The sequence below is a fragment of the Bradyrhizobium sp. Ai1a-2 genome, from assembly GCF_000426245.1.
GTDB lineage: Bacteria > Pseudomonadota > Alphaproteobacteria > Rhizobiales > Xanthobacteraceae > Bradyrhizobium.
In genome coordinates this window covers 1-22,274 of sequence record NZ_AUEZ01000097.1, presented here as the reverse complement: position 1 = coordinate 22,274, position 22,274 = coordinate 1, and the positions used below count along the sequence as shown (strand labels likewise).

The 22,274-nt window shown below is 59.9% G+C and carries 28 protein-coding genes and 1 pseudogene; 28 read left to right on the top strand and 1 reads right to left on the bottom strand.

What is annotated here, in order from left to right:
• Nucleotides 1-868 precede the first annotated feature (868 nt).
• From nifD to K288_RS0137620, 9 genes and pseudogenes are all read left to right on the top strand, one after another.
• The gene (gene nifD, locus K288_RS0137670; protein WP_027584137.1) at nt 869-2,371 is read left to right on the top strand and encodes a nitrogenase molybdenum-iron protein alpha chain; all 1,503 of its coding nucleotides are present in this window, start codon (nt 869-871) and stop codon (nt 2,369-2,371) included.
• 75 nt (nt 2,372-2,446) lie between these two features.
• Nucleotides 2,447-4,006 (top strand): nitrogenase molybdenum-iron protein subunit beta, encoded by a 1,560-nt coding sequence (gene nifK, locus K288_RS0137665; protein ID WP_027584136.1) that lies wholly within the window; start codon nt 2,447-2,449, stop codon nt 4,004-4,006.
• Nucleotides 4,007-4,113: 107 nt separating this feature from the next.
• Entirely contained in the window at nt 4,114-5,787 is a 1,674-nt protein-coding gene (gene nifE / locus K288_RS0137660; protein WP_027584135.1) for a nitrogenase iron-molybdenum cofactor biosynthesis protein NifE, read from the top strand.
• Between the two features lie 8 nt (nt 5,788-5,795).
• Nucleotides 5,796-7,178 (top strand): nitrogenase iron-molybdenum cofactor biosynthesis protein NifN, encoded by a 1,383-nt coding sequence (gene nifN / locus K288_RS47820; RefSeq protein WP_051334962.1) that lies wholly within the window; start codon nt 5,796-5,798, stop codon nt 7,176-7,178.
• Between the two features lie 21 nt (nt 7,179-7,199).
• Nucleotides 7,200-7,595 carry a nitrogen fixation protein NifX gene (gene nifX, locus K288_RS0137650; RefSeq protein WP_027584134.1) on the top strand — a complete coding sequence of 132 codons (396 nt, stop codon included), beginning with the start codon at nt 7,200-7,202 and terminating at the stop codon, nt 7,593-7,595.
• 7 nt (nt 7,596-7,602) lie between these two features.
• Complete coding sequence (locus K288_RS0137645) at nt 7,603-8,073, top strand: NifX-associated nitrogen fixation protein (protein WP_027584133.1); 471 nt, start codon at nt 7,603-7,605, stop codon at nt 8,071-8,073.
• A 9-nt stretch (nt 8,074-8,082) separates the two neighbouring features.
• Nucleotides 8,083-8,282, top strand: a pseudogene (locus K288_RS51290) (CCE_0567 family metalloprotein).
• 12 nt (nt 8,283-8,294) lie between these two features.
• Nucleotides 8,295-8,591: a ferredoxin III, nif-specific gene (fdxB, locus tag K288_RS0137635; protein ID WP_027584132.1), complete on the top strand. Its 297-nt coding sequence runs from the start codon at nt 8,295-8,297 to the stop codon at nt 8,589-8,591.
• A 755-nt stretch (nt 8,592-9,346) separates the two neighbouring features.
• The gene (locus K288_RS0137620) at nt 9,347-9,748 is read left to right on the top strand and encodes a Rieske 2Fe-2S domain-containing protein (RefSeq protein WP_027584131.1); all 402 of its coding nucleotides are present in this window, start codon (nt 9,347-9,349) and stop codon (nt 9,746-9,748) included.
• Between the two features lie 9 nt (nt 9,749-9,757).
• On the opposite strand, the gene K288_RS0137615 is transcribed toward K288_RS0137620, so the two are convergent.
• A complete protein-coding gene (locus K288_RS0137615) occupies nt 9,758-10,348 on the bottom strand; it encodes a hypothetical protein (RefSeq protein ID WP_027584130.1) in 591 nt (196 codons plus the stop codon).
• A 277-nt stretch (nt 10,349-10,625) separates the two neighbouring features.
• Between K288_RS0137615 and K288_RS0137610 the strand changes: the two genes are divergently transcribed.
• The 19 genes from K288_RS0137610 to K288_RS47805 all read left to right on the top strand — a co-directional run.
• Nucleotides 10,626-10,946 (top strand): iron-sulfur cluster assembly accessory protein, encoded by a 321-nt coding sequence (locus K288_RS0137610; RefSeq protein ID WP_027584129.1) that lies wholly within the window; start codon nt 10,626-10,628, stop codon nt 10,944-10,946.
• Nucleotides 10,947-10,965: 19 nt separating this feature from the next.
• Nucleotides 10,966-11,256 carry a NifU family protein gene (locus K288_RS0137605; RefSeq protein ID WP_027584128.1) on the top strand — a complete coding sequence of 97 codons (291 nt, stop codon included), beginning with the start codon at nt 10,966-10,968 and terminating at the stop codon, nt 11,254-11,256.
• Nucleotides 11,257-11,267: 11 nt separating this feature from the next.
• On the top strand, nt 11,268-12,452 hold the full coding sequence (nifS, locus tag K288_RS0137600; RefSeq protein ID WP_152535862.1) for a cysteine desulfurase NifS: 1,185 nt from the start codon (nt 11,268-11,270) through the stop codon (nt 12,450-12,452).
• A gap of 4 nt (nt 12,453-12,456) precedes the next feature.
• Nucleotides 12,457-12,681: a putative nitrogen fixation protein NifT gene (gene nifT / locus K288_RS0137595; RefSeq protein WP_027584126.1), complete on the top strand. Its 225-nt coding sequence runs from the start codon at nt 12,457-12,459 to the stop codon at nt 12,679-12,681.
• Nucleotides 12,678-13,541, top strand: coding sequence for an SIR2 family protein (locus K288_RS0137590; protein WP_027584125.1), 864 nt, complete (start codon nt 12,678-12,680; stop codon nt 13,539-13,541). The genes nifT and K288_RS0137590 overlap by 4 nt, the downstream gene beginning before the upstream one ends.
• Nucleotides 13,542-13,790: 249 nt before the next feature.
• The gene (gene nifB, locus K288_RS0137585) at nt 13,791-15,353 is read left to right on the top strand and encodes a nitrogenase cofactor biosynthesis protein NifB (RefSeq protein WP_027584124.1); all 1,563 of its coding nucleotides are present in this window, start codon (nt 13,791-13,793) and stop codon (nt 15,351-15,353) included.
• 11 nt (nt 15,354-15,364) lie between these two features.
• Nucleotides 15,365-15,589: a 4Fe-4S binding protein gene (locus tag K288_RS0137580; RefSeq protein WP_027584123.1), complete on the top strand. Its 225-nt coding sequence runs from the start codon at nt 15,365-15,367 to the stop codon at nt 15,587-15,589.
• Between the two features lie 46 nt (nt 15,590-15,635).
• Nucleotides 15,636-15,791 carry a hypothetical protein gene (locus tag K288_RS53820; RefSeq protein ID WP_160169053.1) on the top strand — a complete coding sequence of 52 codons (156 nt, stop codon included), beginning with the start codon at nt 15,636-15,638 and terminating at the stop codon, nt 15,789-15,791.
• A gap of 148 nt (nt 15,792-15,939) precedes the next feature.
• Entirely contained in the window at nt 15,940-16,476 is a 537-nt protein-coding gene (locus tag K288_RS0137575) for a hypothetical protein (protein WP_051334961.1), read from the top strand.
• Nucleotides 16,466-17,101 carry a 4Fe4S-binding leucine-rich repeat protein gene (locus K288_RS0137570; RefSeq protein WP_027584121.1) on the top strand — a complete coding sequence of 212 codons (636 nt, stop codon included), beginning with the start codon at nt 16,466-16,468 and terminating at the stop codon, nt 17,099-17,101. The genes K288_RS0137575 and K288_RS0137570 overlap by 11 nt, the downstream gene beginning before the upstream one ends.
• A 3-nt stretch (nt 17,102-17,104) precedes the next feature.
• On the top strand, nt 17,105-17,425 hold the full coding sequence (locus tag K288_RS0137565; RefSeq protein WP_027584120.1) for a nitrogen fixation protein NifZ: 321 nt from the start codon (nt 17,105-17,107) through the stop codon (nt 17,423-17,425).
• Nucleotides 17,422-17,661: a nitrogen fixation protein NifZ gene (locus K288_RS0137560; RefSeq protein ID WP_027584119.1), complete on the top strand. Its 240-nt coding sequence runs from the start codon at nt 17,422-17,424 to the stop codon at nt 17,659-17,661. The genes K288_RS0137565 and K288_RS0137560 overlap by 4 nt, the downstream gene beginning before the upstream one ends.
• Before the next feature lie 14 nt (nt 17,662-17,675).
• A complete protein-coding gene (locus K288_RS0137555; protein ID WP_027584118.1) occupies nt 17,676-18,035 on the top strand; it encodes a DUF3024 domain-containing protein in 360 nt (119 codons plus the stop codon).
• A 34-nt stretch (nt 18,036-18,069) separates the two neighbouring features.
• Nucleotides 18,070-18,336, top strand: coding sequence for a DUF6129 family protein (locus K288_RS0137550; protein ID WP_027584117.1), 267 nt, complete (start codon nt 18,070-18,072; stop codon nt 18,334-18,336).
• Nucleotides 18,336-19,529, top strand: a complete 1,194-nt coding sequence (locus K288_RS0137545) for a DegT/DnrJ/EryC1/StrS family aminotransferase (RefSeq protein WP_027584116.1) — start codon at nt 18,336-18,338, stop codon at nt 19,527-19,529. Before K288_RS0137550 ends, K288_RS0137545 begins: the two co-directional genes overlap by 1 nt.
• A gap of 304 nt (nt 19,530-19,833) precedes the next feature.
• Nucleotides 19,834-20,061, top strand: coding sequence for a hypothetical protein (locus tag K288_RS0137540; RefSeq protein ID WP_027584115.1), 228 nt, complete (start codon nt 19,834-19,836; stop codon nt 20,059-20,061).
• Between the two features lie 69 nt (nt 20,062-20,130).
• Nucleotides 20,131-20,580, top strand: coding sequence for a Rieske 2Fe-2S domain-containing protein (locus tag K288_RS0137535; RefSeq protein ID WP_027584114.1), 450 nt, complete (start codon nt 20,131-20,133; stop codon nt 20,578-20,580).
• A 560-nt stretch (nt 20,581-21,140) separates the two neighbouring features.
• Nucleotides 21,141-21,383, top strand: coding sequence for a hypothetical protein (locus K288_RS52945; protein WP_152535861.1), 243 nt, complete (start codon nt 21,141-21,143; stop codon nt 21,381-21,383).
• Nucleotides 21,384-22,056: 673 nt separating this feature from the next.
• On the top strand, nt 22,057-22,274 hold a 218-nt coding region (locus tag K288_RS47805; protein WP_152535860.1), incomplete at its 3' end, for an AAA family ATPase.

Genomic DNA, 22,274 nt, shown 5'->3' with positions numbered 1-22,274 from the left:
ATCGGTCTGACGGTACTTCATGTAGAGCCTCATCTGGTGATCGGTAATGTGTCGGCCTGGCAAGCGAGTGATTCCTCTTGGCGGAAGAACCACTTGCATAACCAGCCGGCCGCGATCACCAGACGGCGCGATCCCCTGTGGATCGCGCCGTCGCCGGGCTCGTAACTCCGGTCGGGCTACGCCCTCCCTGCGTCACGAGCCCGGCGACGCTCTCTCATCCTGATTGACGCTACGCTTCCACCCTAATTGCCGCGCGGCAGAGCCGACGCTAGTCCACAACGGATGGTGCGTCGTATGTGATCCGAATGGGCACAACGCTACTATCGCAGGACTTCCGTGCGGGCGACTCGCGATCCGCTCCACGCCATCAATGTCTCGCGTGGTCGTGTGCCTGATTGATCCGAGCGCAAGTATTGTCACGGGTATATTTCGGCGACGAACTGACCGCTACCAGGATAGTGTGCGCGCGGGTCCATTCACCATCGTCGCCGATGAGGTGAGCACCGGCCGGGCTTTGCGGCGGTGAGCGAGACGTGGCCGACGCAGCCCTGCAGCTGGCTTGCCAAGTTACGTGCCGCTTCAGGCAGCCGGGGTCCGCCAAGTACCGCAAATTTTCCGCGGCTTTGATGGAAATTCCGAAGTGCAATGTCCCACGCAGCCGCCGCTGTTTTGTTTCGAACAGGAACAACCGAGGACGTCGCTGGACACCATTGATGTCGGCTTTGCAACAACCATCCGTCTCGCTGCGCGAACACGCTATCTATTTGCAAATGCGCTGATTTTTGCGTTCAGACCATGCTGGCACGCTCGTTGCTAAACTCTTGGCAGTGAGCCGTGATCGCAACAGGAACCTTTGAAGGATATCAGCATGAGTCTCGCCACTACGGAGAGTGTCGCAGAAATCAAGGCCCGCAATAAAAGGCTTATCGAGGAAGTGCTGAAGGTTTATCCCGAGAAGACCGCGAAGAGGCGCGCCAAGCACCTCAATGTGCACGAGGCCGGCAAATCCGATTGTGGCGTCAAGTCCAACCTCAAATCCATTCCCGGCGTGATGACGATCCGCGGCTGCGCTTATGCGGGCTCGAAGGGCGTGGTCTGGGGGCCGATCAAGGACATGATCCACATCAGCCACGGTCCGGTCGGCTGCGGCCAGTACTCGTGGGGCTCGCGGCGCAACTATTACGTCGGCACGACCGGCATCGATACTTTCGTGACGTTGCAGTTCACCTCCGATTTTCAGGAAAAGGATATCGTATTCGGTGGCGACAAGAAGCTGGTCAAGATCATCGACGAGATCCAGGAGCTGTTCCCGCTCAACAACGGCATCACCATCCAATCGGAATGCCCGATCGGTCTGATCGGTGACGATATCGAGGCGGTATCCAGGGCGAAGTCCAAGGAATATGGCGGCAAGACCATCGTGCCCGTCCGTTGCGAGGGTTTTCGTGGTGTGTCGCAGTCTCTCGGGCATCACATCGCGAACGACGCCGTGCGGGACTGGGTGTTCGACAAGATCAGGCCTGAGGAGAAGCCGAAGTTTGAGTCGACGCCTTACGACGTCGCGATCATCGGCGACTATAATATCGGAGGGGACGCCTGGTCGTCCCGCATCCTCCTCGAGGAAATGGGCCTGCGGGTGATCGCGCAGTGGTCCGGGGACGGGTCGTTGGCCGAGCTTGAGGCAACGCCGAAGGCGAAGCTTAACGTGCTGCATTGCTACCGCTCGATGAACTACATCTCGCGTCATATGGAGGAGAAGTTTGGTATTCCGTGGTGCGAATATAACTTCTTCGGACCCTCAAAGATCGCGGATTCGCTGCGCAAGATCGCCGGCTATTTCGATGACAAAATCAAGGAGGGCGCCGAGCGGGTAATTGAAAAATATCAGCCGCTGGTGGACGCGGTGATCGCAAAATATCGCCCCCGCCTGGAAGGCAAGACCGTGATGCTGTTCGTCGGCGGTCTTCGTCCGCGTCATGTAATCGGTGCCTATGAAGACCTCGGCATGGAGGTCGTCGGCACCGGCTATGAGTTTGGCCACAATGACGACTATCAGCGTACTGCCCAGCATTATGTGAAAGACGGCACGCTGATCTATGACGACGTCACCGGATACGAGTTCGAGCGTTTCGTCGAGAAGATGCAGCCCGATCTGGTCGGCTCCGGCATTAAGGAAAAATATGTGTTCCAGAAGATGGGCGTGCCGTTCCGGCAGATGCACTCCTGGGACTATTCGGGGCCGTATCACGGCTATGACGGGTTCGCTATCTTCGCGCGTGACATGGACATGGCCATCAACTCTCCGATTTGGAAGAAGACCAAGGCGCCTTGGAAGGACGTCGCCAAGCCGAAGCTGTTGGCTGCGGAATAATCGGCGTGTCCGGGTCTCTTGTGAGACCCGGAGCCGAGCCGACATGATCACGATTTTTTCGAAAGGATCTCTCCAATGGCGCAGAATGCAGAACATGTGCTCGATCACGTCGAGCTGTTCCGCGGTCCGGAATACCAGCAGATGCTGGTCAACAAGAAGAAACTGTTCGAGAATCCTCGCGATTCCGCGGAAGTCGAACGTATCAGAGAGTGGGCGAAGACGCCCGAATATCGCGAAAAGAACTTTGCGCGGGAAGCGCTGATGGTGAACCCGGCCAAGGCCTGCCAGCCGCTCGGCGCGGTGTTCGCCTCCGTTGGCTTCGAGGGCACGCTGCCCTTCGTGCACGGCTCACAGGGCTGCGTGGCCTATTACCGCAGCCATCTGTCGCGGCACTTCAAGGAGCCGAGCTCCTGTGTCTCCTCCTCGATGACGGAAGATGCTGCGGTATTCGGCGGCCTGAACAACATGATCGACGGGCTCGCCAACAGCTACAACATGTACAAGCCAAAGATGATCGCGGTCTCCACCACCTGCATGGCGGAGGTGATCGGTGACGACCTCAATGCCTTCATCAAAACGTCAAAGGAAAAAGGCTCGGTTCCGGCAGAGTTCGATGTGCCATTCGCGCATACGCCAGCTTTCGTGGGCAGCCACGTCACCGGCTACGACAATGCCCTGAAGGGCATCCTGGAGCATTTCTGGGACGGCAAGGCCGGATCAACGCCGAAACTCGCGCGCGCGCCCAACGAGAAGATCAATTTCATCGGCGGCTTTGACGGCTTTACTGTCGGCAATATCCGCGAGATCAAGCGCATCTTCGAACTGATGGGCATCCAGTACACCATCCTCGCCGACAATTCCGAGGTGTTCGATACACCGACCGACGGCGAGTTCCGGATGTATGATGGCGGCACTACGCTGGAAGACGCCGCGAATGCGGTTCATGCAAAGGCGACGATCTCCATGCAACAGTGGTGCACGGAAAAGACGCTCCCGTTCATCGCTGACCATGGCCAGGAGGTCGTGGCTTTCAACCATCCGGTGGGCGTGTCTGCGACCGATGAGTTCCTGATGGCGTTGTCGCGCATCAGCGGCAAGAACATTCCGGAGGAACTGGCGCGCGAGCGCGGCCGCCTGGTTGATGCGATGGCTGACTCCAGCGCGCATGTCCATGGCAAGAAATTCGCGATCTATGGCGATCCAGACCTCTGCTATGGGTTAGCTGCCTTTTTGCTCGAACTTGGCGCCGAACCGATCCATGTGCTGTCCACCAACGGCAACAAGGCTTGGGAAGAGAAGATGCAGTCGCTGTTTGCGAGCTCGCCGTTTGGGCAGAACTGCCGCGCCTATCCGGGCCGCGACCTGTGGCACATGCGCTCATTGCTGTTCACCGAGCCGGTTGATTTCCTGATCGGCAATACCCATGGCAAGTATCTGGAGCGCGACACTGGTACGCCGCTGATCCGAATCGGCTTCCCAATTTTTGATCGGCATCACCATCACCGCTATCCGGTGTGGGGCTATCAGGGCGGGATGAACGTGCTGGTGAAGATTCTCGATAAGATCTTCGATGAGATCGACAAGAACACCAACGTTGCCGGCAAGACCGACTACAGCTTCGACATCATTCGTTGATGATGACGACATGCGCCATCGCCGGCGGACGAAAGCCTCGCCGGGCGATGGGGCCAGGCGAACGAAGGGCTTAGCTGCGCACGAAAACCTCGCTAAGGGGGAGATAAATGAGTTCGCTTTCGGCCACCATTCAGGATGTCCTTAACGAGCCGGGCTGCGCCAAGAACGCCAACAAGTCAGAGGTCGGGCGCAAGAAGGGCTGCACCAAGCAGCTGCAACCGGGCAGCGCCGCGGGCGGCTGCGCCTTCGACGGCGCCAAGATCGCGCTGCAGCCTTTTACGGACGTCGCCCATGTCGTGCACGGTCCGATCGCCTGTGAGGGTAATTCCTGGGACAACCGTGGTGCAGCTTCGTCCGGTGCCAGCATCTGGCGCACCGGCTTCACCACTGACATGAACGAAACTGACCTCGTGTTCGGCGGCGAGAAGCGTCTCTACAAGGCAATCAGGGAGACTATTAACAAGTACAACCCGGCCGCTGTCTTCGTCTACCAGACCTGTGTCCCTGCCATGATCGGCGACGACATCAACGCGGTCTGCAAGGCGGCTGCGCAAAAGTTCGGCAAACCGGTGATTCCGGTCAATTCGCCCGGCTTCGTGGGTCCGAAAAACCTCGGCAACAAGCTTGCCGGCGAAGCTTTGCTTGAGCATGTCATCGGCACCGAAGAGCCAGACCACACCACCCCCTACGACATCAACCTGATCGGCGAATACAACCTGTCGGGCGAGCTTTGGCAGGTCAAGCCGCTGTTTGACGAGCTTGGTATCCGCATTCTCTCCTGCATCTCGGGTGATGGCAAATATCGGGAAGTTGCCTCGTCTCACCGGGCGCGCGCTGCCATGATGGTATGTTCGAGGGCAATGATCAATGTCGCGCGCAAGATGGAGGAGCGTTACGGCATCCCGTTCTTCGAAGGCTCGTTCTACGGCATCCAGGATTCCAGCGAGTCATTGCGCGAGATTGCTCGGCTCTTGGTCGAGCGCGGCGCGCCGGAAGATCTGATCGAGCACACCGAGGCGGTGATCGCGCGCGAGGAGGCGCGGGCTTGGGCCACGATCGAATCCTATAAGCCCCGCTTTGCGGGCAAGCGGGCATTGCTGATCACCGGCGGCGTCAAATCCTGGTCCGTGCTGGCGGCGCTGCAGGAGGCCGGGCTCGAGCTGGTCGGCACCAGCGTGAAGAAATCCACGAAGGAGGACAAGGAGCGGATCAAGGAGCTGATGGGCCATGACGCTCATATGATCGAGGACATGACGCCACGCGAAATGTACAAGATGCTGAAGGACGCGAAAGCGGACATCATGCTCTCGGGCGGGAAGTCGCAATTCGTCGCGCTCAAGGCGGCGATGCCCTGGCTCGATATCAACCAGGAGCGCCATCACGCCTACATGGGCTATGTTGGGATGGTGAAGCTGGTGGAGGAGATCGACAAGGCCCTGTTCAACCCGATCTGGGAGCAGCTGCGCCGGCCGCCGCCGTGGGACGGTACAGTCGATAATCGGAAGATCAAGACCATCGCGCAGGTGGATGCCCACGCGGTCGAAATCGTTGTCGATCCCGCACTTGCGGAGACGACCCGCCGCGCAAGAAAGATCTGCTTTTGCAAGGCAGTCGATCTCGGCACGATCGAAGATGCGATCCGCTCGCATGGCCTGATCAGCGTCGAGGCAGTCAGACAGCACACCGACGCGGTCGGTGGCTGCTGCAAGAGGCGGATCGAGGATATCCTGGCGGCTATCCCGGCCTCCTTGCCGCCTGCCATGCTGCAGGCAGCGGAATAGGACACATCATGGCCATCGTCACCACGCCCGAGAAGGCCTGCGCGGTCAACCCGCTGAAGATGAGCCAGCCGATCGGCGCCGCATTCGCCTTCTTAGGGCTGCGTGGCGCGATGCCGCTTCTGCATGGCTCGCAAGGGTGCACATCCTTCGGGCTCACTCTTTTCGTGCGGCATTTTAGGGAGGCGGTACCGCTGCAGACCACTGCGATGAGCGAGGTGGCGACCGTGCTCGGCGGTTATGAAAATGTCGAGAAAGCTATACTCAACATCTACAATCGGACCAAGCCGGAGATCATCGGGATCTGCTCGACCGGGGTGACCGAAACCAATGGCGATGATGTCGATGCCTACATCAAGCTGATTTGCCAGAAGCATCCGCAGCTTGCCAAGTTTCCTCTGGTCTATGTCTCCACGCCCGATTTCAAGGACGGGTTCCAGAACGGCTGGGAAAAGACGGTGACGCGCATAGTTGAGGTGCTGGTGGAGGCCCCGGCGATCGAGGCGGAGCGCGATGCCGCGCGGGTGAATGTGCTCCCCGGATGTCACCTGACGCCGGGTGATCTAGACGAACTGAGGACAATTCTGGAGGATTTCGGCCTGAAGCCATTGTTCCTGCCTGATCTGGCGGGATCGCTGGACGGGCATATCCCCGACGAGTTCACACCGACGACCATCGGCGGGATCGGGGTCGACGAAGTCGCGAGCATGGGCCGGGCCGGCTGGACCATTGCCATCGGTGCGCAGATGCGGCGGGCGGCAGAAGCCATGCAGGCCAAGACTGGGGTGCCGTTTCGCCTGTTCGAGCGGCTATGCGGACTTATCCCCAACGATGAATTCGTCGCGTTCCTCAGCGAGATCAGCGGGCGCTCGGTGCCATCAAAGTACCGGCGGCAGCGCGGCCAACTCGCCGATGCCATGCTGGATGCGCATTTCCATATCGGCGGCCGCAGGCTTGCGATTGGCGCTGAGCCCGACCTTTTGTTCGATGTCGCCAGCATGCTGCAGGAAATGGGTGCGCAGGTCACCGCGGCCGTGAGCACGACGCAATCGCCGGTGCTAGAGCGTGTTAAGGCGAACGAGGTGTTGATCGGCGATCTTGAAGATCTGGAGGAACTCGCCAAGGCGCGCGCATGCGATCTTTTGATCACCCACTCGCATGGTCGCCAGGCCGCCGCACGACTAAACATTCCGTTTTATCGCGCGGGATTTCCGATGTTCGATCGAATCGGCGCGGGGCACCAGCGATCCGTCGGTTATCGCGGCACGCGCGACCTGATCTTCGATATCGCCAATCTCGTGATCGCCGACCGCGAGGAAAATCAGCAGCCGACGCCCGATACCTGGCGATCACCGAGACCAGCCTACAGGTCCCGGCCACCGCAGCTCTATTGACGCGACAGAGAGGTCGATTGCATGAAAGTCGCATTCGCTACCCAGGACTTGAGGCGCGTCGATGCGCATTTCGGCTGGGCCAAGAACATTGCCATATATGATATTGGGCCGAACGGGCACGTGTTTCTGAAAGCAGTTCAGTTCGACGGAGATCTCAACGAAGACGGCAACGAAGACAAGCTTGCGCCCAAGCTCGAGGCGATCAAGGATTGCGCCATCCTCTATGTCGCTGCCATCGGTGGTTCCGGTGCCGCGCGGGCGGTGGCGAACAACATACATCCCATCAAGGTGAACAAGCCCGAGAATATCCTGGCGCTGGTCGAGAAGCTCCAGTGCGTGCTGAAGGGGACGCCGCCTCCGTGGTTGCGCAAAGCCTTGGCCAAGGGCCAGGAGCGCACGTTCGATTTCGAAGAATGAGGGCGACATGACTGCGACCGTAGAAATACCGCAAACCGACAGCGCTCTCGATGCGCCGTTCGTCAAAGACCTGGTCAAGATCTGGCGCGCTGAGGACATTCATGGCGCCTGGGAAGGCAAGAGCGATCTCGATCTGCTCCAGCCCTACATCCTCGACAAGGACAAGCGGCGCACGTTGCCGATCGTCGGCGATCCCGATCCGGATACGGTGTGGCGGCTGGAGCTGTTCTTCAATGCGGTCGCGCTCTCGATTGAAAAGGCGACGGGCGTCATGATCCAGCCGATGCTGAAGATGCACCATGAAGGCTTTGGCCGCATGGTACTGATCGGTGGCCGGCTGATCGTAATAAACAAGCAGCTGCGCGATGTGCATCGCTTCGGGTTTGACAATCTCGGAAAGCTGGCCGCCGAGGGCGGCAAATATGTCAAAGGCGCCATCAAGATGATCCGGAAATTTCCCGACGTTGCGAACTATTGAGGGCAGCTTATGAGCGATCTTCAGACGCTGAGGGCGGAAATAAAAAGCTTTCGACCAAGGCGACGCAGGCCAAGATGGATCTCCACGATCTTTCGGAGGAATTGCCTCTCAACTGGACCTCTATCATGACGGTGGCGCAGAAGGCGCACGATGCGTTTGCCGAACTCGAGCGGAAGCGCGAGGATCTGAAAGCGCTGGAAAAGGCGTAAGGAGGTCCAAGCATGTCATTTGCAACGCGCGATGGTCGCAACTGGACGCCGGATTTTCTGATCTCGATCGATGCCAACCACTGCATCGGCTGTGGCCGGTGCTTCAAGGTCTGCGGTCGGAACGTCATGACGTTGAAGGGAATAAACGAGGAGGGCGAGCTAGTCGATCTCGATGATGACGACGATGAGATCGAGAAGAAGATTATGGTGATGAATGACCAGGGCGCCTGCATCGGCTGCGGGGCCTGTGCCCGGGTCTGTCCGACTGCCTGCCAGACTCACGTGCCCGCCTCGGCGGAAGCGGCTTAAGCGGCGCCTCTGTCCACCTCTCCCATGGAGCAGAGAGGTCGACACTAGCATTGGGCGAGGGGACTCTCGATGGTGCTGCGCTCGCGGATGAGCCTCCACCCCGACACTCCGTGAAGGGGAGGGAAGATCACTCAATCCCCTGTTCGCGCCCATTCCTCATCGCGGCGATGCGGAAGCGTTCGTTAATAACGATGGTATTAGCCAGCTTCGCGGGATCGGCTTGCTTGAAAGAAACGTATACGATGTCCGCCTCCTCTCGCGTCAACGGCACGCCGCGCGGCCATATGGGGGACCTGCGGGACGCGCAGCCAGGATGACACGCCGGTTCGGGTGCGCTAGCACCCCCACCAGTTAATCGCTGCGAGCTTGCCGTCGAGACAGATGGCAAACCCAATAACCTCGAGCTTGCGTCCGTCCAGTTGTGGTCTTGACCTGCGGCCTCCCCTGATCCGAGAGCCGCGCCAGTGCCCAGTCGACACGCAACGCCGGAAGCTGCCGTCGCAAGGCCGTGAGTAGGTATCGAAGCGCCGTCCGTCGCGCCTGCGAGATACGACACAAAATGATCCTTCCTGGACAGCCAGCACGAAGAGCTGCGTCGACGGACGCGGTCAGTTCAAATCTCTCGCTCATCGAATGAGGTCGACGTCGCGCGTCGGATTCGCCGCAGAAGCGACCAGATCCGTCACTTGCGCGATTTTTGCAAGGCTCATCGCAAGGTAACCAATCACAGGCGTCTTGTCATGAGCGAACAACGGATGCAGGCGAACACCGCCTATGCGATCTGCGCCTTCAACGACATTCCAAGTCGGCGCGCCATGGGCTTCCACCTCATGATCCTCGACGAAGACGGCAGTCAAAGGCCGTGGCCCATTATCGTCGTGCGCTGGGGTAAGCAGGTGTTTGGCTATGTTAATAAATGCCCGCACAATGGCGTCAACCTGGACTGGGAACGCAACCAGTTCCTTGATCCCAGCGGCAACCGGCTGATGTGCGGCAAACATGGCTCGGCCTTCGAGCTCAGCACCGGCCGCTGCGTTGATGGCCCGTGCAAGGGTAGCGGGCTCACGCCCATCACGTTGACAGTGTTGGACGGCGACATCTGCGTCACCGGAGTGCGGCTCCTCGAGGAGGAGCACGATCCCTCCGGCAAAAGCTGAAGCCGATGCTCAGACCGGGCGGTTCTCGTTGCGGTTTTTCACGGGCTCCATCCTTTTCAGCCCGTCTTCGTAAGAGATATCGTCAAACCGCGCTCCGACATCCTGGGCCGCGCCGAGCAGGCAATCGAGCTTGCCACCTGCATTGAGCCTCTTAATATCGTTCCTGTCGACCCCGACCAGGTCCATCATTTCCTTCCAAACGGTGGATTGATCGCAGGGCAGCACGTGGAAGGTGATATCGCCGAGCTTGATTCGGTATCTCGCCAACAGATCTATGTTGTTGCAGAAGATGAAGTAGCTGCCGTCAGGGCCCAGCGCGCCGCCTAGAACCTTTACGACATCGGCGAGATAGGCAAAGGAGTGCAGATAGCCGGCCAGCACCGGAATTGTGCTTTCGCCTTCCTGCGCCACTATCAGTACCTGCTCGAGCGAATATTCGGGCGGTCGTTTCTCGTCCGCGACCTGGGCCTGGAATTTCAATGCAATATCGCCGCGAAAGCCGAACTGGCCCGGCCTGGTGGTCGGGCCCTTGAATACGGCGTTGAGCAAGCGCCCCTCCTTCTCCAACCGGCCGAGCGCTGTGTTCTCGATTGCAGTCATGAATAGTCGTCCCTCGATCTAAGATAATCGCCGGACACCTCGGCCGGCGCGACACGCAATGCAAGTTGTTTGCCGCCGTGTGCGCCACGCTTCATCGGCGAAATCCATAAAGAAAACACGCAAGCGAGCCGCGATCCCTCGAAGCCTGTTGTCAGAAACCCTACACGCGTCGCGAGGCGAACAGGCGTGATTTGAAAAGGTGAGCATGATCAAGCGCGTGTGCGCTGGCATGCGACTTGCCCTTCGCAGGCAACCGAGCGAGGGACAAAGGTGAGCCATGATTAATTTGACTGACAGCGCAGTGAATGCGGTCAAGAGCGCGATTTCGACGTCGGCGAAGCCGACGAGCGGCCTGCGCATCATGGTCGAGGTCGGCGGCTGCGCCGGATTCAAATACATGATGGGCCTTGCCGACGAGCCGAAGCCAGACGACACCGTAATAGAGCGCGATGGGGTCAAGATGTTCGTTGACAACAAAAGCCATGAGCACCTCGCCGGCACGACCATCGACTTCGTGGTGGCACTGGAGGGCTCAGGCTTCACCTTCGACAATCCAAACGCAAAGTCGAGCTGCTCCTGCGGCAAATCCTTTGGCTGATGACAAGAGAAATCGAAGCATGCTGGTCGAACTCAAACAACTGAAGCAACCGCCGGTGACTGAGACCGATCGGCGGAAAATCATTCATGCCATAATCGAGGAGATCCGCCCCAATCTGCAACGCGACGGCGGCGACTGTCAGCTGATCGAGATCGACGGCAACAAGATCATGGTCAAGCTGACGGGTGCCTGCGTGTTCTGCAAGCTTTCAAGCGCGACGCTGGAAGGTATCCAGGCGCGGCTGGTCGAAAGGCTCGGTGAATTCGTTCGCCTAGTACCCTACGCCGGCGCCGCCAAGCCGCGGCATTGAACGAGGCCTTTGTGTCGGTTTATCTCGACAACAATGCAACAACGCGGACGGATCCGCGTGTTGTCGAAGCCATGTTGCCGTTCCTCACCGAGCAGTTCGGCAATGCTTCCTCGGCGCATGACTTCGGGAACAAGGTCGCGGGCGCTGTGAAGCAAGCGCGCCGCAGCCTGCAGGCCTTGTTAGGGGTTGCCTACGATCATGAGATCGTCTTCACCTCTGGCGGGACCGAATCCAACAACGCCGCCATTCTTTCCGCGCTCGTGACCCAGGAGGGGCGGGACGAGATCGTCACCACCTCGGTCGAGCACCAGGCGATCCTGGCGCTGGTCAAACAGTTGACGACAAGGGGTGTCAAGACCCATCTAATCCCGGTGGATTCGCGCGGCCGGCTTGATGTTGAGGCTTTTCGCTGGGCGCTTGGACCACGCACGGCGGTTGCGTCCGTCATGTGGGCCAACAACGAGACTGGAACCATTTTCCCCGTAGAAGCTCTCGCCAGGATGGCACGAGCGTCCGGCGCGCTGTTTCACACCGATGCGGTGCAGGCCATAGGCAGGGTGCCTATCGACCTGAAGGTCAGCGAAATCGACATGCTGTCGCTGTCCGCGCACAAGCTACACGGACCAAAGGGAGTTGGCGCGCTCTATTTGCGCAAAGACACAAAGTTCAGGCCGCTGATCTGGGGTGGAGCACAGGAACGAGGACGCCGCGGCGGAACTGAGAACGTTCCCGGCATCGTAGGTCTTGGAAAAGCCGCAGAGCTTGCGGCAGAGCGCCTCGAGGCGGAGCGCGTTCGCGTTGCTGCGTTGCGCGATCGCCTGGAACGGGCGACGTTGCAGAACGGCCAGTGCATTGTCCTGGGCGACGTCAGCAACCGGTTGCCGAACACGGCCAATATCATCTTCGAGCATCTCGAAGGCGAAGCGATCGTCCATCATCTCAATCGCGCCGGCATTGCCACTTCGCTCGGATCAGCGTGTAGGTCCGGTTCAATGGAGCCATCGCATGTGCTGCGCGCCATGAACGTGCCGGCGGGAAGCCTGCGCGGCGCTGTGCGTTTTTCGCTGTCGCATGAAACCACTGTGGAAGAGGTCGATCAGGTCGTCCGCGTGCTGTCCGATATCGTAGCTCGCCTGCGCGCCATGTCGCGGACGCACGCCAATCCCGTCAGCGACCCGTCCGATTTACGGAGTTGATCCCATGAAAGTCATGATCCGCCGCTCTCCGGAGGGGAGCCTGTCGATTTACGTGCCGAAAAAAGATCTTGAGGAGCCGATCGTGGAATCCGAGCACGAGACGCTGTGGGGCGGTTGGATCAGAATAGCCAATGGCTGGGTGCTTGATCTCCCCGACATGGCGAAGGACACGCCACTGCCGATCACCATCAATGCCAGAAAACGGGGCGAAGACGGGGACGAGCGATGAAGGCGATCCGACACATCGATATTGTGAACGCAGCCGATGCTGAGGCGATTCTCACCGATGTCGCGGCGAGGCTGCGTGCCGGCAGCATTGTCCCCTATCTCGGACCAGGCGTCGCCGAGTTGTCCAAGCCAGATGTGCCGATGACGCCAGAGGCATTGGCGGCCTTTTTTGCCAGCAAGGTCGCGCTGCCGCGTCGGGCCAAGGGCAATCCGTGGGCGTCGGCGCAGTACATCGAAAGCAATAAGCATCGCTCCACACTGACGGCATTGATAGCGCAGGCCTTCGCCGCGTCGGTCGAGCCGACGCCGCTGCATCATCATCTCGCCTCACTGCGCCTGCCTGTCGTCGTCGACGCCTGGTATGACGACGCGATGCGTGCGGCGCTTCGCAAGCGCGAGGGATGGGGTGAGGTGCAGGGCATCACCCGCGCAGGCATCGGCGAGGACCGCTGGTATCGCTTCTATGATGCAGAAGGCAAAGAGGTCGATCGCGCTGCGGCTGGCAGTTGGACGACAGTCCTCTACAAGCCGCACGGCGGCCTGCTGCCCGCCGCGAACTTCCTTATCTCCGATGCAGATTATGTCGAGGTGCTGACCGAGATCGACATCCAGACGCCGATTCCGGAAATCATCAAGGAGCGGCGAACCGGGCGGAGCTTTCTTTTCATCGGCTGTCGCTTCAACGACCAGCTGCTGCGCATCTATGCGCGGCAGATCAGCAAGCGTTCAGCCGACGGCCATTATGCAATTGTCGAGCCGGACGCGCTCTCGCGCAACGAGCTGCGCTTCCTGGCCGAGCAGCGTCTGACGCCGCTGGCGATTGCGCTTCCGCGCGCGGTCGAGATCTTGATCTGTGCCTAACGGGATCTTGCCTTCGAGCTCTCAACGGAGCTTTCGCGCGCGCGTCTTTGACAGATTGATGTGCGCGTGATCGCATTCCCGTGCTGGATCGCGACTTCTGTCACGTTTGCAACAACCCTCAAATTTCTGTGTGCGTGCGCGAGGGCATGGCTAACGTGCTGACTTCGGAGAGAAATTTCCGAGACGCCTTTTATGGCACGCGAGTTGCTAACTCTCACTTGAAGTTTCCGCCTGCAGAGAGAATAGCAAATGGATGTGTCGGGACGTAATGAGGCAAGCTCCTTGGGCAGCGCCGCTGATATCAGCGAGATCAGGCAGGCGATCGCCGAGCACAAGGGCTGCGGCACCTCGGGCGGCAGGGGTAAGGCAAGCTGCGGATCACAGGCCGGCCGGGGCGATCTGCCGACCGCGATCTGGGAAAAGGTGAAAAACCATCCCTGCTATAGCGAAGAGGCACATCACCATTACGCCCGCATGCATGTCGCCGTCGCGCCGGCGTGCAACATCCAGTGCAATTACTGCAATCGCAAATATGACTGTGCCAATGAATCCCGCCCGGGCGTGGTGAGCGAGAAGCTCACGCCTGAGCAGGCGGCGAAGAAAATGCTCGCCGTTGCTTCCACCATTCCGCAGATGACCGTGCTTGGCATTGCCGGCCCCGGCGATCCCCTGGCCAATCCGGAGAAAACATTTAAGACGTTCGAGCTGGTGGCCAAAGCCGCGCCGGATATCAAGCTGTGCTTGTCGACCAACGGGCTAGTCCTGCCCGATCACGTCGACACCATCGCCGGCTTGAACATCGGTCACGTCACCATCACCATCAACATGATTGATCCCCAAATCGGCGCCAAGATCTATCCGTGGATTTTCTTTAGCCACAAGCGCTACACCGGCCTCGAAGCGGCAAAGATTCTGGGTGATCGCCAGCTGCAAGGCCTCGAGATGCTCACGGAGCGCGGCATTCTGTGCAAGATCAATTCGGTGATGATCCCGGGCATCAACGACCAACACCTGGTCGAGGTCAACAAGGCCGTGAAGTTACGCGGCGCATTCCTGCACAACATCATGCCGCTGATCTCCGCGCCCCAGCACGGTACCGTGTTCGGTCTCAAGGGCCAGCGCGGTCCGACGGCGCAGGAATTAAAGGCGCTGCAGGACGCTTGTGAAGGCAAGATGAACATGATGCGGCATTGCCGCCAGTGCCGCGCCGACGCCGTCGGCCTACTCGGCGAGGATCGCAGCGCAGAATTCACCACGGAGAAGATCATGGCTATGAATGTCAAGTACGACCTAAAGACGCGCAAAGCCTATCAGGCCAAGGTAGAGGAGGAACGCGTCGCCAAGGTCGCGGCCAAGCAGGATCAACTGGCCGACCTCGCGGGCGAGATGAGCGACATCAATCTTCTAGTTGCGGTCGCAACGAAGGGCTCGGGCTTGATCAACGAGCATTTTGGCCATGCCAAGGAGTTTCAAGTATACGAACTCTCGAAATCTGGCGCCAAATTCGTTGGTCACCGTCGCGCCGATCGCTATTGCCAGGGCGGTTATGGCGAGGAGGGCAGCCTTACGATGATCATCCACGCCATCAATGACTGCCATGCGGTGTTCGTAGCCAAAATCGGCGGCTGCCCGAAAAGCGACCTGATCAAGGCCGGAATCGAGCCCGTCGATCAATACGCGCACGAGTTCATCGAGAAATCCGCGATCGCCTGGTTCAAGTCTTATCTCGAGAAAGTGCAAAGCGGGGAGATCCCGCATGTCGAACGCGGTGGCGAGGGAATCCGGCAGGGCGCGCTGGTTTCGGCGGCGTAAGGGAGATATCGATGCCGTTCAAGATCATCGCCTCGCAATGCACGAGCTGCTCGGCCTGCGAGCTTGAATGTCCCAACGTCGCAATCTCGGAGAAGGGCGGGACGTTCGTGATTGATCCTAAGAAATGCACCGAATGCATCGGCTATTTCGACGAGCCGCAATGCGTGGCAGTCTGTCCGGTCGACAATACCTGTGTGCTCGACAATTCATTGCCGCGCTATCAGGCGCGGGCATAAGGGAGGGGGTCGTGAATTTCACGCTGACGCCGGCTTCGGAGAAATCATGAGCTTTGAGCTGCGCGCAGATGACGCCGCTGACTCCGGCTTCCGACTCACCGTTACAGCTGCCGGCTGCACGGGATTGTCTGCCGATATTGGTGTTGCGGTGTTGCGGCGCCACTGGGGCCCGGTCAGCAAGGCGCCGAGCGCAACGGCCTAAACTGGTTTCTTAATGCCGAGGACGGGCCGCTGCCAAGCGGTGCGACAATCGACTTGACCGGCCCGTTTCGCGGACCCGACCTGGCTCGAAGCAGGTGTGTGCTCAAGCAAGGCCGCTAGGGCTGCCCATTAGAAGAGGAAAGCTGCCGATGAGCCTGGATGTAGCAGGCAATCCGCTGTCCGGGAGCGAGGGGGCGCTGATCGCGCGCAGGCTGCTGGGCGAAGGCCTGCCGCGCGAAGCCGAGGATCATCTTTGGCAGGCCGGGCTCTCCTATCACCTGGACGAGGTCGTAGAAAAACACCTGCACCAAGCGCGGGCGCTGGCGCCGGGCAACGCCGCCGTCCTTATCGTCCTCTATCGCTTCTACTTCTACAAGGGCCGGTGGTCGGAGGCACTGGAGATCGCACGCCGCTGCATCGCCCAGGCCGCGCGTGAAAGCGGACTCGCCGACGATTGGCGACAGGTCAAAGCAGCCGATGCCGCGTTCGGCAGCTACGAAAGCGTCCTGCCGCGCTTCTATCTGTTTTCACTGAAGGGCTATGCCTACCTGCAGATGCGGCTCGGCGATCTGGACGAAGGGCGCGTGGCCACGAAAAAGCTGCTCGAACTCGACCCGGCCGACAAGGTCGGCGCCAGGGTCCTTCTGGACGTGCTGGAGCGGATGGGGCAGGACGATGACGGATAACATCGATGAGGTCCGCGACTGGCATGGCCATGGGGGCAATTGCAGCGACTGCATCAACCTATCGCTGAAGAGAACGGGCGGTTGGCCGCTGACGCATGCCTGCGTCAATGACCACTACGCCCGGCGTATCGCCCGTTTCTGCAACTGGAAATCGGCGCTCGCCAACGCCGACATTGCGCAGGCGCATTTCGAGGTGCGGGCGATCGCGGACAAGTACGGCCATCTCGTTCTATCGGCGCCGCTTCCTAATGGCGCCAAAGAAACCGTGCGCTGGAACGGGGCGCGGCGGCTGCCCAAGTACCATGTCATGCGGCTGCACAACGACTTGCAGTTCGGACGGGCGATGCATGAGCAGGAAGTCGATCTCCACCGCATAGGAGGAGGTCGTGTTCGCTACGACTGGGTGCGCACCATAGCGTGCAGGACCCGAACGCCTTCGTGCGGCTCGATTGCGCAGCAACTATCGCCAGAATCTCCGACCGCTCTGCGGCGCGACCTCGATCGGGGGGTCAACCACGAAGTGGCGACGCGCATTGCAGCTGTCGAGTTAGCAGGCTTCACCGACAGTGCTGTGCAGGAGTTGCCCGCGCGTGGCCGTCCGGCTTGCAAGTCCGCGAGGAAGTGATGCATGAGCAACATCGTCCGCGACAGTGACGTCGTCGAGCTAAGTGGACCGCCGTCCTTCAACCTTGGCGAACAGGTACGGGCCAAGCGCACGATCCGCAATGACGGCACCTATGCCGGCAAGGAGATCGGCGACGTCTTGGCCAAGAAAGGCGAGGTGGGTTACGTTGTCTCCATTGGGACGTTCCTGCAGCAATTCTACATCTATGGTGTCGAGTTTCTTGAAAGCGGCAATCGCGTCGGCATGAAGCGCAAGGAGCTCGATCCGGTGCACGCGCGCGAGGAGCCCGACGACCTGCCGTTACCAGAAGAGATCGCGTCATGATCGAGCCGCGATTTCCGAAATACCAATGGGGCCAGCGCGTCAAAGCCGCGGTCGACCTCGTTAACGACGGCTCGTTTCCCGATGCGCCGGCTGACGGGCTCCTGGTCGGCGCCGGCGACATCGGCGAGATCGTGAAGGTCGGCATGCAAACCGAAGCGAACTTGCCGATCTATCTTGTGGAGTTTGGTGAGCGGCTTGTCGTCGGTTGTCTTGAAGAAGAGATCACAGTGCCTTGAGGTGGCCTTTCGCGATGAACGCCGCGGTCGGAAGAAAGGTACGGGTCGGGCTGGTCGCTCACCCGAACGAGCTCGACCGCAAGCGGATCGAGCGCGCCTTGACCTCGCGCAAACGCTATCGCTATGTCTCGCCGAATGTGAAGCCGGTAAGGAGTGGCTATCTCATCGAGAGTCCGTGTTGCTCGCGCAATATCGACAAAGACGGCGGTTTGATTGATGTCGCGCTGATCCATCATGACGCGACGAGCGCGACATGGAAACTGTTTCGTAAAGATCACGCGCGCGGGCTCTGGGAGTTTCACAGCATCCACCAGCGGCTGACCGCAGCGATCGACGAATTGAACACAGATTCCGAGCGGGTGTTCTGGCAATGACGCTCCCTTTGGAAGCACTCATATAGGAGTCGCGATGGTGCTCGGCACTGATGAACTGATCGAAATCGAACGGCTGCTTGCGACAGCTGATGCCGATGCGAGCCCGTTCGCCGAGCTGCGGCGGCGCTTTCCACAGCTCGCCTGCACGCGCTGTGACGCGTCCGACATGACGGAGCCCCCGTTCCGCAGCTTTCCACGGTTCGACCTGCATCTGATCGATGGCTCCGCTCATTGCGTACAGATCACGGCCGATCCGGCCCGCGCGACTGGCATCGTCCTGGCGGCAAGGAGTACGCGGTAATGACTAGCGTTGAACTCGCAAAGGATCACGACGCGGGGGGCGAGGCGGATCTATCTTTCATTCCGCTCTCCGATCCCGATGTCACCTTCGCCGAGCTCTCCGCCCTGGAAACCCAGCTGTGTTCGCCCCGGATCTCGAACGGGCCGGTGACCGAGGCCTTCGAGAATGCCTTTGCCGCCTATGTCGGCCGGAAATATGCCGTTGCCGTACCAAGCGGCACCATCGGGCTTCTGCTTGCGCTAAAGGCCCTCGGCATCGGGCCGGGGCAGGAGGTGATCGCCTCCCCCTATTCGTTTCGTGAGACGGTGCATGCCATCAGTCTGTCGGGCGCGCGGGCGGTATTTGCCGACGTCGATTATTGGTCGGGAGCAGTGGTTCCGGCGAAAGTCGAAGAGCGTATCACGGCCAGCACACGGGCGATTATTGGCGGCAATCCCAATGGCCATCCGGCCCCTTGGTCTGAGCTACGCGCGATCGCGCAGCGCCATCAGCTGGTGCTACTGGAGGATTCCACCGAAGCAATCGGATCGAGATATAAGCGCGAACTCGTCGGCCGCTTTGGCGATATCGCCGTGTTCGACTTTGCCCAACCCCTGGCCCTGACCTGCGGCGAGGGCGGCATGGTGGTGACCGACGATGTCGACGTGGCCGTAGGCTTGCGTCGCCACCGCGCGCATCGGCTGGATCAGCGCTCCTCCGTTGTCGTCAGCAGCGCAGCGCCTTACCAGGCCGGCATGAGCGATCTTACAGCCGCGTTGGGGCTTGCGCAGCTGAAGCGCCTTGACGAAATCCTAGAGCGGCGTCGGCTCATCGAGCAGCTCTACAATGCGCATATGCAATCGTTCGAGGGTATCAAGCCGCCCTATGTCGGCCCCGATGTGACCGAGGTGAACTGGTTTCTCTATCTGGTCCATCTTGGGACGCGCTTCACGCGCTCCAGCCGTGACGCTATTGTCGATGATCTGCGCATCGAGCAGGTCGAGGCTGCCGCCTATTGCCATCCGCTGCATCTGCAACGGCATTATTTTGACCTCGGCTACCGCCATCGCGATTTCCTGGTCGCGGAAAAGATCGCCGATCGCGCCGTCGCGCTGCCGTTTCACACCCACCTCACCGCCAACCAGATCGAGTTCATCGTGGAGACGATGAAGGACGCGTCCATCAACATCGGCGCGGGCGCAGCGATTTATTAGAGCCGGGGAGACCTCAGTAACACGCAAAGGAGGATTGAATGTCGACGGTCAGGGTTCTTGCTGTGTGCCAAGGTGATCGAGATCATTAAAGCAACATCACTCTTGGCGGCGGGGCTGGGCGCGGAGATCGCCATTCCACAGAAATGCAAGGGCAGGCCAAATAGGGATCGCGCCACTCTTCGTCCAGGAAGGCCGCAAGGAACTCCCGGAGGCGGCGCACAAAGAGAATGAGAAGCTCAATGATCGTGGGCGTCGGCTCTAAGTCGCGGCACGCCGGCCGGGCAAGGTGCGCGGAACCGGAAACATGATTTTCGGGCTCTTGGGGCTTCGGCTCGGTTTCTTCAGGCTTCGCCTTAAAGGTTGGGAAGGCACATGGATCCGTAACAAATCATTGTTCCTCGAACGGACGGTGGGCGAGCTCGGCAAGCGCCCGGCAGAACTTGCGCCGCACCCATGGCTTGACTCTCATCTCGGCGAGAGGGCAGGCGATGCCTACCGGGCGCTGATTGTGGTCACGGCGTGTTTGGGCTGACGCGGGCCGCGGTCGTGCCCTCAAGCGGGAAACCGCGACGACAGCATAAGCGAAGGGAGCATCCGCGATATGGCCAGCCAAGAGATCGACGTCTTCGCTGTCTGTCACGCCGATGCCATCGAACGGGGCGGCGCTAAGGGCTTCAGCCTGTCGCGGATAGACGACAGCGGCGAGAGCCGGCTGTTTCCGATTGTCGTCGTGCGGACCTTCGGCAACGACTATATCGGTTATGTCAACCGCTGTCCGCATGACGGCGTCTGGCTCAACATCGGCTCCGGCGAATTTTTCTCGCCGGACCGCTCCTTTCTCAGATGCGGCCGGCACGGTGCGAGCTTCGAGATCGACAGCGGGTTTTGCATCGATGGCCCCTGCAATGGAAAAGCCCTTGAGCCGATCGCGCTGGCCGTGATCGGGGGCGACGTCTGCCTGTGCGGTGTAAAGCTGGTGGAGGACAGGCGGCTTCCCGATCCATTCGAGGATAGCGACGAAACCATGGACATCATGATTCATCCGGACTAACAGGGCACGATCTCATGATCGTGACTCCGTTGCTCGATCCGCTGCAGGATCTTTCGAGAAAACGCCGTCGTTCCCATGAACATCGGCGCAGGTCGACGACCGACATCGGCACATAGTTTTCGCGCGCAATCCCACGGAAGCCACCGTCGCTGCCGCACTGGCGAAGACCAAGATCGAGACGATCAAAGACCTCCTAGACTTGGCTTCCTGTCGGGCTCTATTCGGCGCTCGGTCGGCTATACCTCGAGGGACGGAAGCCGATCTCGAAGTGCAAAAATTCGATCTTCCTCCGGAGGGGCCGATGGGATGCTCTCTCGCCCCGCGAGCGCGTCTTTTCCGAAGGACACGCACGGTGTCGGTGCCGGATCCGGATGAACTCAAGTACGAGGTCTTCATCTTTCAACTGACGCGCAATTCCCTCACGGTGGGCGACCTTCCTTTGTGAGGCGCCACTGCACGCTGGAGCCGATCCTCGCCCAGGCGGCCGCAATGGTGTGCGAGGAGGCCAAACGCGTCGTCAGCACCTATGAATCCGGTGGACGCCGCTGAAGGCCTAATCTATGGCGCGAACGATCAGGGGCGACTCGCCGTTGTTCGAGGCCTGCCCATTAAGGGATTCGATCACATGGACGACGTCTTCGGACGGCATGGAAGCCGTCGCTGTCGGCACCGATAGCGAGATCGGCTTCCATCAGGAGATGGGCAGCTCGAAGATCCCGCCGCGCCGTACCTGCAAGGCGCCGCGCGCGATGGAGGACAAGGTACATAAGATGGGCAGCGCAGCGCGACTGTCGCGCTGTTAACAGGCCATGGCCTCACCCAGCCGAGATCCGCGAGTTGCTACACCAGTTGCATTCAATCAAAAGGCGCACTTCGGCCGGAAAAAACGACAAATTCATCAGTCCGAATCCATACAAAAGGCCGCCACTCATGAGCGAGCAACGGCCTTCAATTGGAGAATCGCGGATGCCTAGCGTTCGCGTTTCAGGCAGCCTTCTTGCGCCTGGGGTTTGCCTTGGCCACGTTTCGTAGAGTAGTCATGAGCGTTTTGGGATCTCGAGAGATAATCGTCAAATAGGCGCGCGCTCCGCCTTGCGGTCGCGATCGATTCTGCTCCCATGCCTTGATTTGGTCGGTGGTGAAACCAAATTCGGCAGCAAAATCCTCCTGCGCTGTGAACGTTGTTTGCTTTCGGACAGTGGGAGAGCTGCTGTCGTTTTCAAAACAGCTGCCGTCCAGTAGCGGGTCGCCCTGTTTTTAAAGCCCAATCAAGAGCTTAACCGGCAAGGGACAACACTGGCACGGCGGTTGCTATGAGGGTGCCGCAACACTGAGTAAGGGCTGAGTGCAGGCCGACGCGCAAGACGAGCGATGCTCTCCTTCCCTTGGACCCGTGTGCCCCGTTTCTGAGAGAGAAACAAGCTCGCGCGGAAAGGAAACCGCGCAATCTTTGGCAATCGGTTGATGGAGAGCTACATGGCTTCACTGAGACAAATCGCGTTCTACGGCAAGGGTGGCATCGGCAAGTCGACGACCTCGCAGAACACGCTGGCAGCGCTGGCCGAGATGGGCCACAAGATCCTGATCGTCGGCTGCGATCCCAAGGCGGACTCGACCCGCCTGATCCTGCACGCCAAGGCGCAGGATACGATCCTGAGTCTGGCGGCGGACGCTGGTAGCGTGGAGGACCTCGA

Coding starts and splice junctions, on each gene's coding strand:
- K288_RS0137540 (WP_027584115.1), top strand. CDS start 19,834: ATGATTTTCGGGCTCTTGGGGCTTCGGCTCGGTTTCTTCAGGCTTCGC.
- K288_RS0137560 (WP_027584119.1), top strand. CDS start 17,422: ATGATCGAGCCGCGATTTCCGAAATACCAATGGGGCCAGCGCGTCAAA.
- K288_RS53820 (WP_160169053.1), top strand. CDS start 15,636: ATGAGCTTTGAGCTGCGCGCAGATGACGCCGCTGACTCCGGCTTCCGA.
- K288_RS0137580 (WP_027584123.1), top strand. CDS start 15,365: ATGCCGTTCAAGATCATCGCCTCGCAATGCACGAGCTGCTCGGCCTGC.
- K288_RS52945 (WP_152535861.1), top strand. CDS start 21,141: ATGGCGCGAACGATCAGGGGCGACTCGCCGTTGTTCGAGGCCTGCCCA.
- K288_RS0137605 (WP_027584128.1), top strand. CDS start 10,966: ATGCTGGTCGAACTCAAACAACTGAAGCAACCGCCGGTGACTGAGACC.
- K288_RS0137610 (WP_027584129.1), top strand. CDS start 10,626: ATGATTAATTTGACTGACAGCGCAGTGAATGCGGTCAAGAGCGCGATT.
- nifX (WP_027584134.1), top strand. CDS start 7,200: ATGAAAGTCGCATTCGCTACCCAGGACTTGAGGCGCGTCGATGCGCAT.
- K288_RS0137575 (WP_051334961.1), top strand. CDS start 15,940: ATGAGCCTGGATGTAGCAGGCAATCCGCTGTCCGGGAGCGAGGGGGCG.
- K288_RS0137615 (WP_027584130.1), bottom strand. CDS start 10,348: ATGACTGCAATCGAGAACACAGCGCTCGGCCGGTTGGAGAAGGAGGGG.
- nifB (WP_027584124.1), top strand. CDS start 13,791: ATGGATGTGTCGGGACGTAATGAGGCAAGCTCCTTGGGCAGCGCCGCT.
- fdxB (WP_027584132.1), top strand. CDS start 8,295: ATGTCATTTGCAACGCGCGATGGTCGCAACTGGACGCCGGATTTTCTG.
- nifT (WP_027584126.1), top strand. CDS start 12,457: ATGAAAGTCATGATCCGCCGCTCTCCGGAGGGGAGCCTGTCGATTTAC.
- K288_RS0137620 (WP_027584131.1), top strand. CDS start 9,347: ATGCAGGCGAACACCGCCTATGCGATCTGCGCCTTCAACGACATTCCA.
- nifK (WP_027584136.1), top strand. CDS start 2,447: ATGGCGCAGAATGCAGAACATGTGCTCGATCACGTCGAGCTGTTCCGC.
- K288_RS0137590 (WP_027584125.1), top strand. CDS start 12,678: ATGAAGGCGATCCGACACATCGATATTGTGAACGCAGCCGATGCTGAG.
- K288_RS0137570 (WP_027584121.1), top strand. CDS start 16,466: ATGACGGATAACATCGATGAGGTCCGCGACTGGCATGGCCATGGGGGC.
- K288_RS0137645 (WP_027584133.1), top strand. CDS start 7,603: ATGACTGCGACCGTAGAAATACCGCAAACCGACAGCGCTCTCGATGCG.
- nifD (WP_027584137.1), top strand. CDS start 869: ATGAGTCTCGCCACTACGGAGAGTGTCGCAGAAATCAAGGCCCGCAAT.
- K288_RS0137550 (WP_027584117.1), top strand. CDS start 18,070: ATGGTGCTCGGCACTGATGAACTGATCGAAATCGAACGGCTGCTTGCG.
- nifN (WP_051334962.1), top strand. CDS start 5,796: ATGGCCATCGTCACCACGCCCGAGAAGGCCTGCGCGGTCAACCCGCTG.
- K288_RS0137555 (WP_027584118.1), top strand. CDS start 17,676: ATGAACGCCGCGGTCGGAAGAAAGGTACGGGTCGGGCTGGTCGCTCAC.
- nifE (WP_027584135.1), top strand. CDS start 4,114: ATGAGTTCGCTTTCGGCCACCATTCAGGATGTCCTTAACGAGCCGGGC.
- K288_RS0137565 (WP_027584120.1), top strand. CDS start 17,105: ATGAGCAACATCGTCCGCGACAGTGACGTCGTCGAGCTAAGTGGACCG.
- K288_RS0137545 (WP_027584116.1), top strand. CDS start 18,336: ATGACTAGCGTTGAACTCGCAAAGGATCACGACGCGGGGGGCGAGGCG.
- K288_RS0137535 (WP_027584114.1), top strand. CDS start 20,131: ATGGCCAGCCAAGAGATCGACGTCTTCGCTGTCTGTCACGCCGATGCC.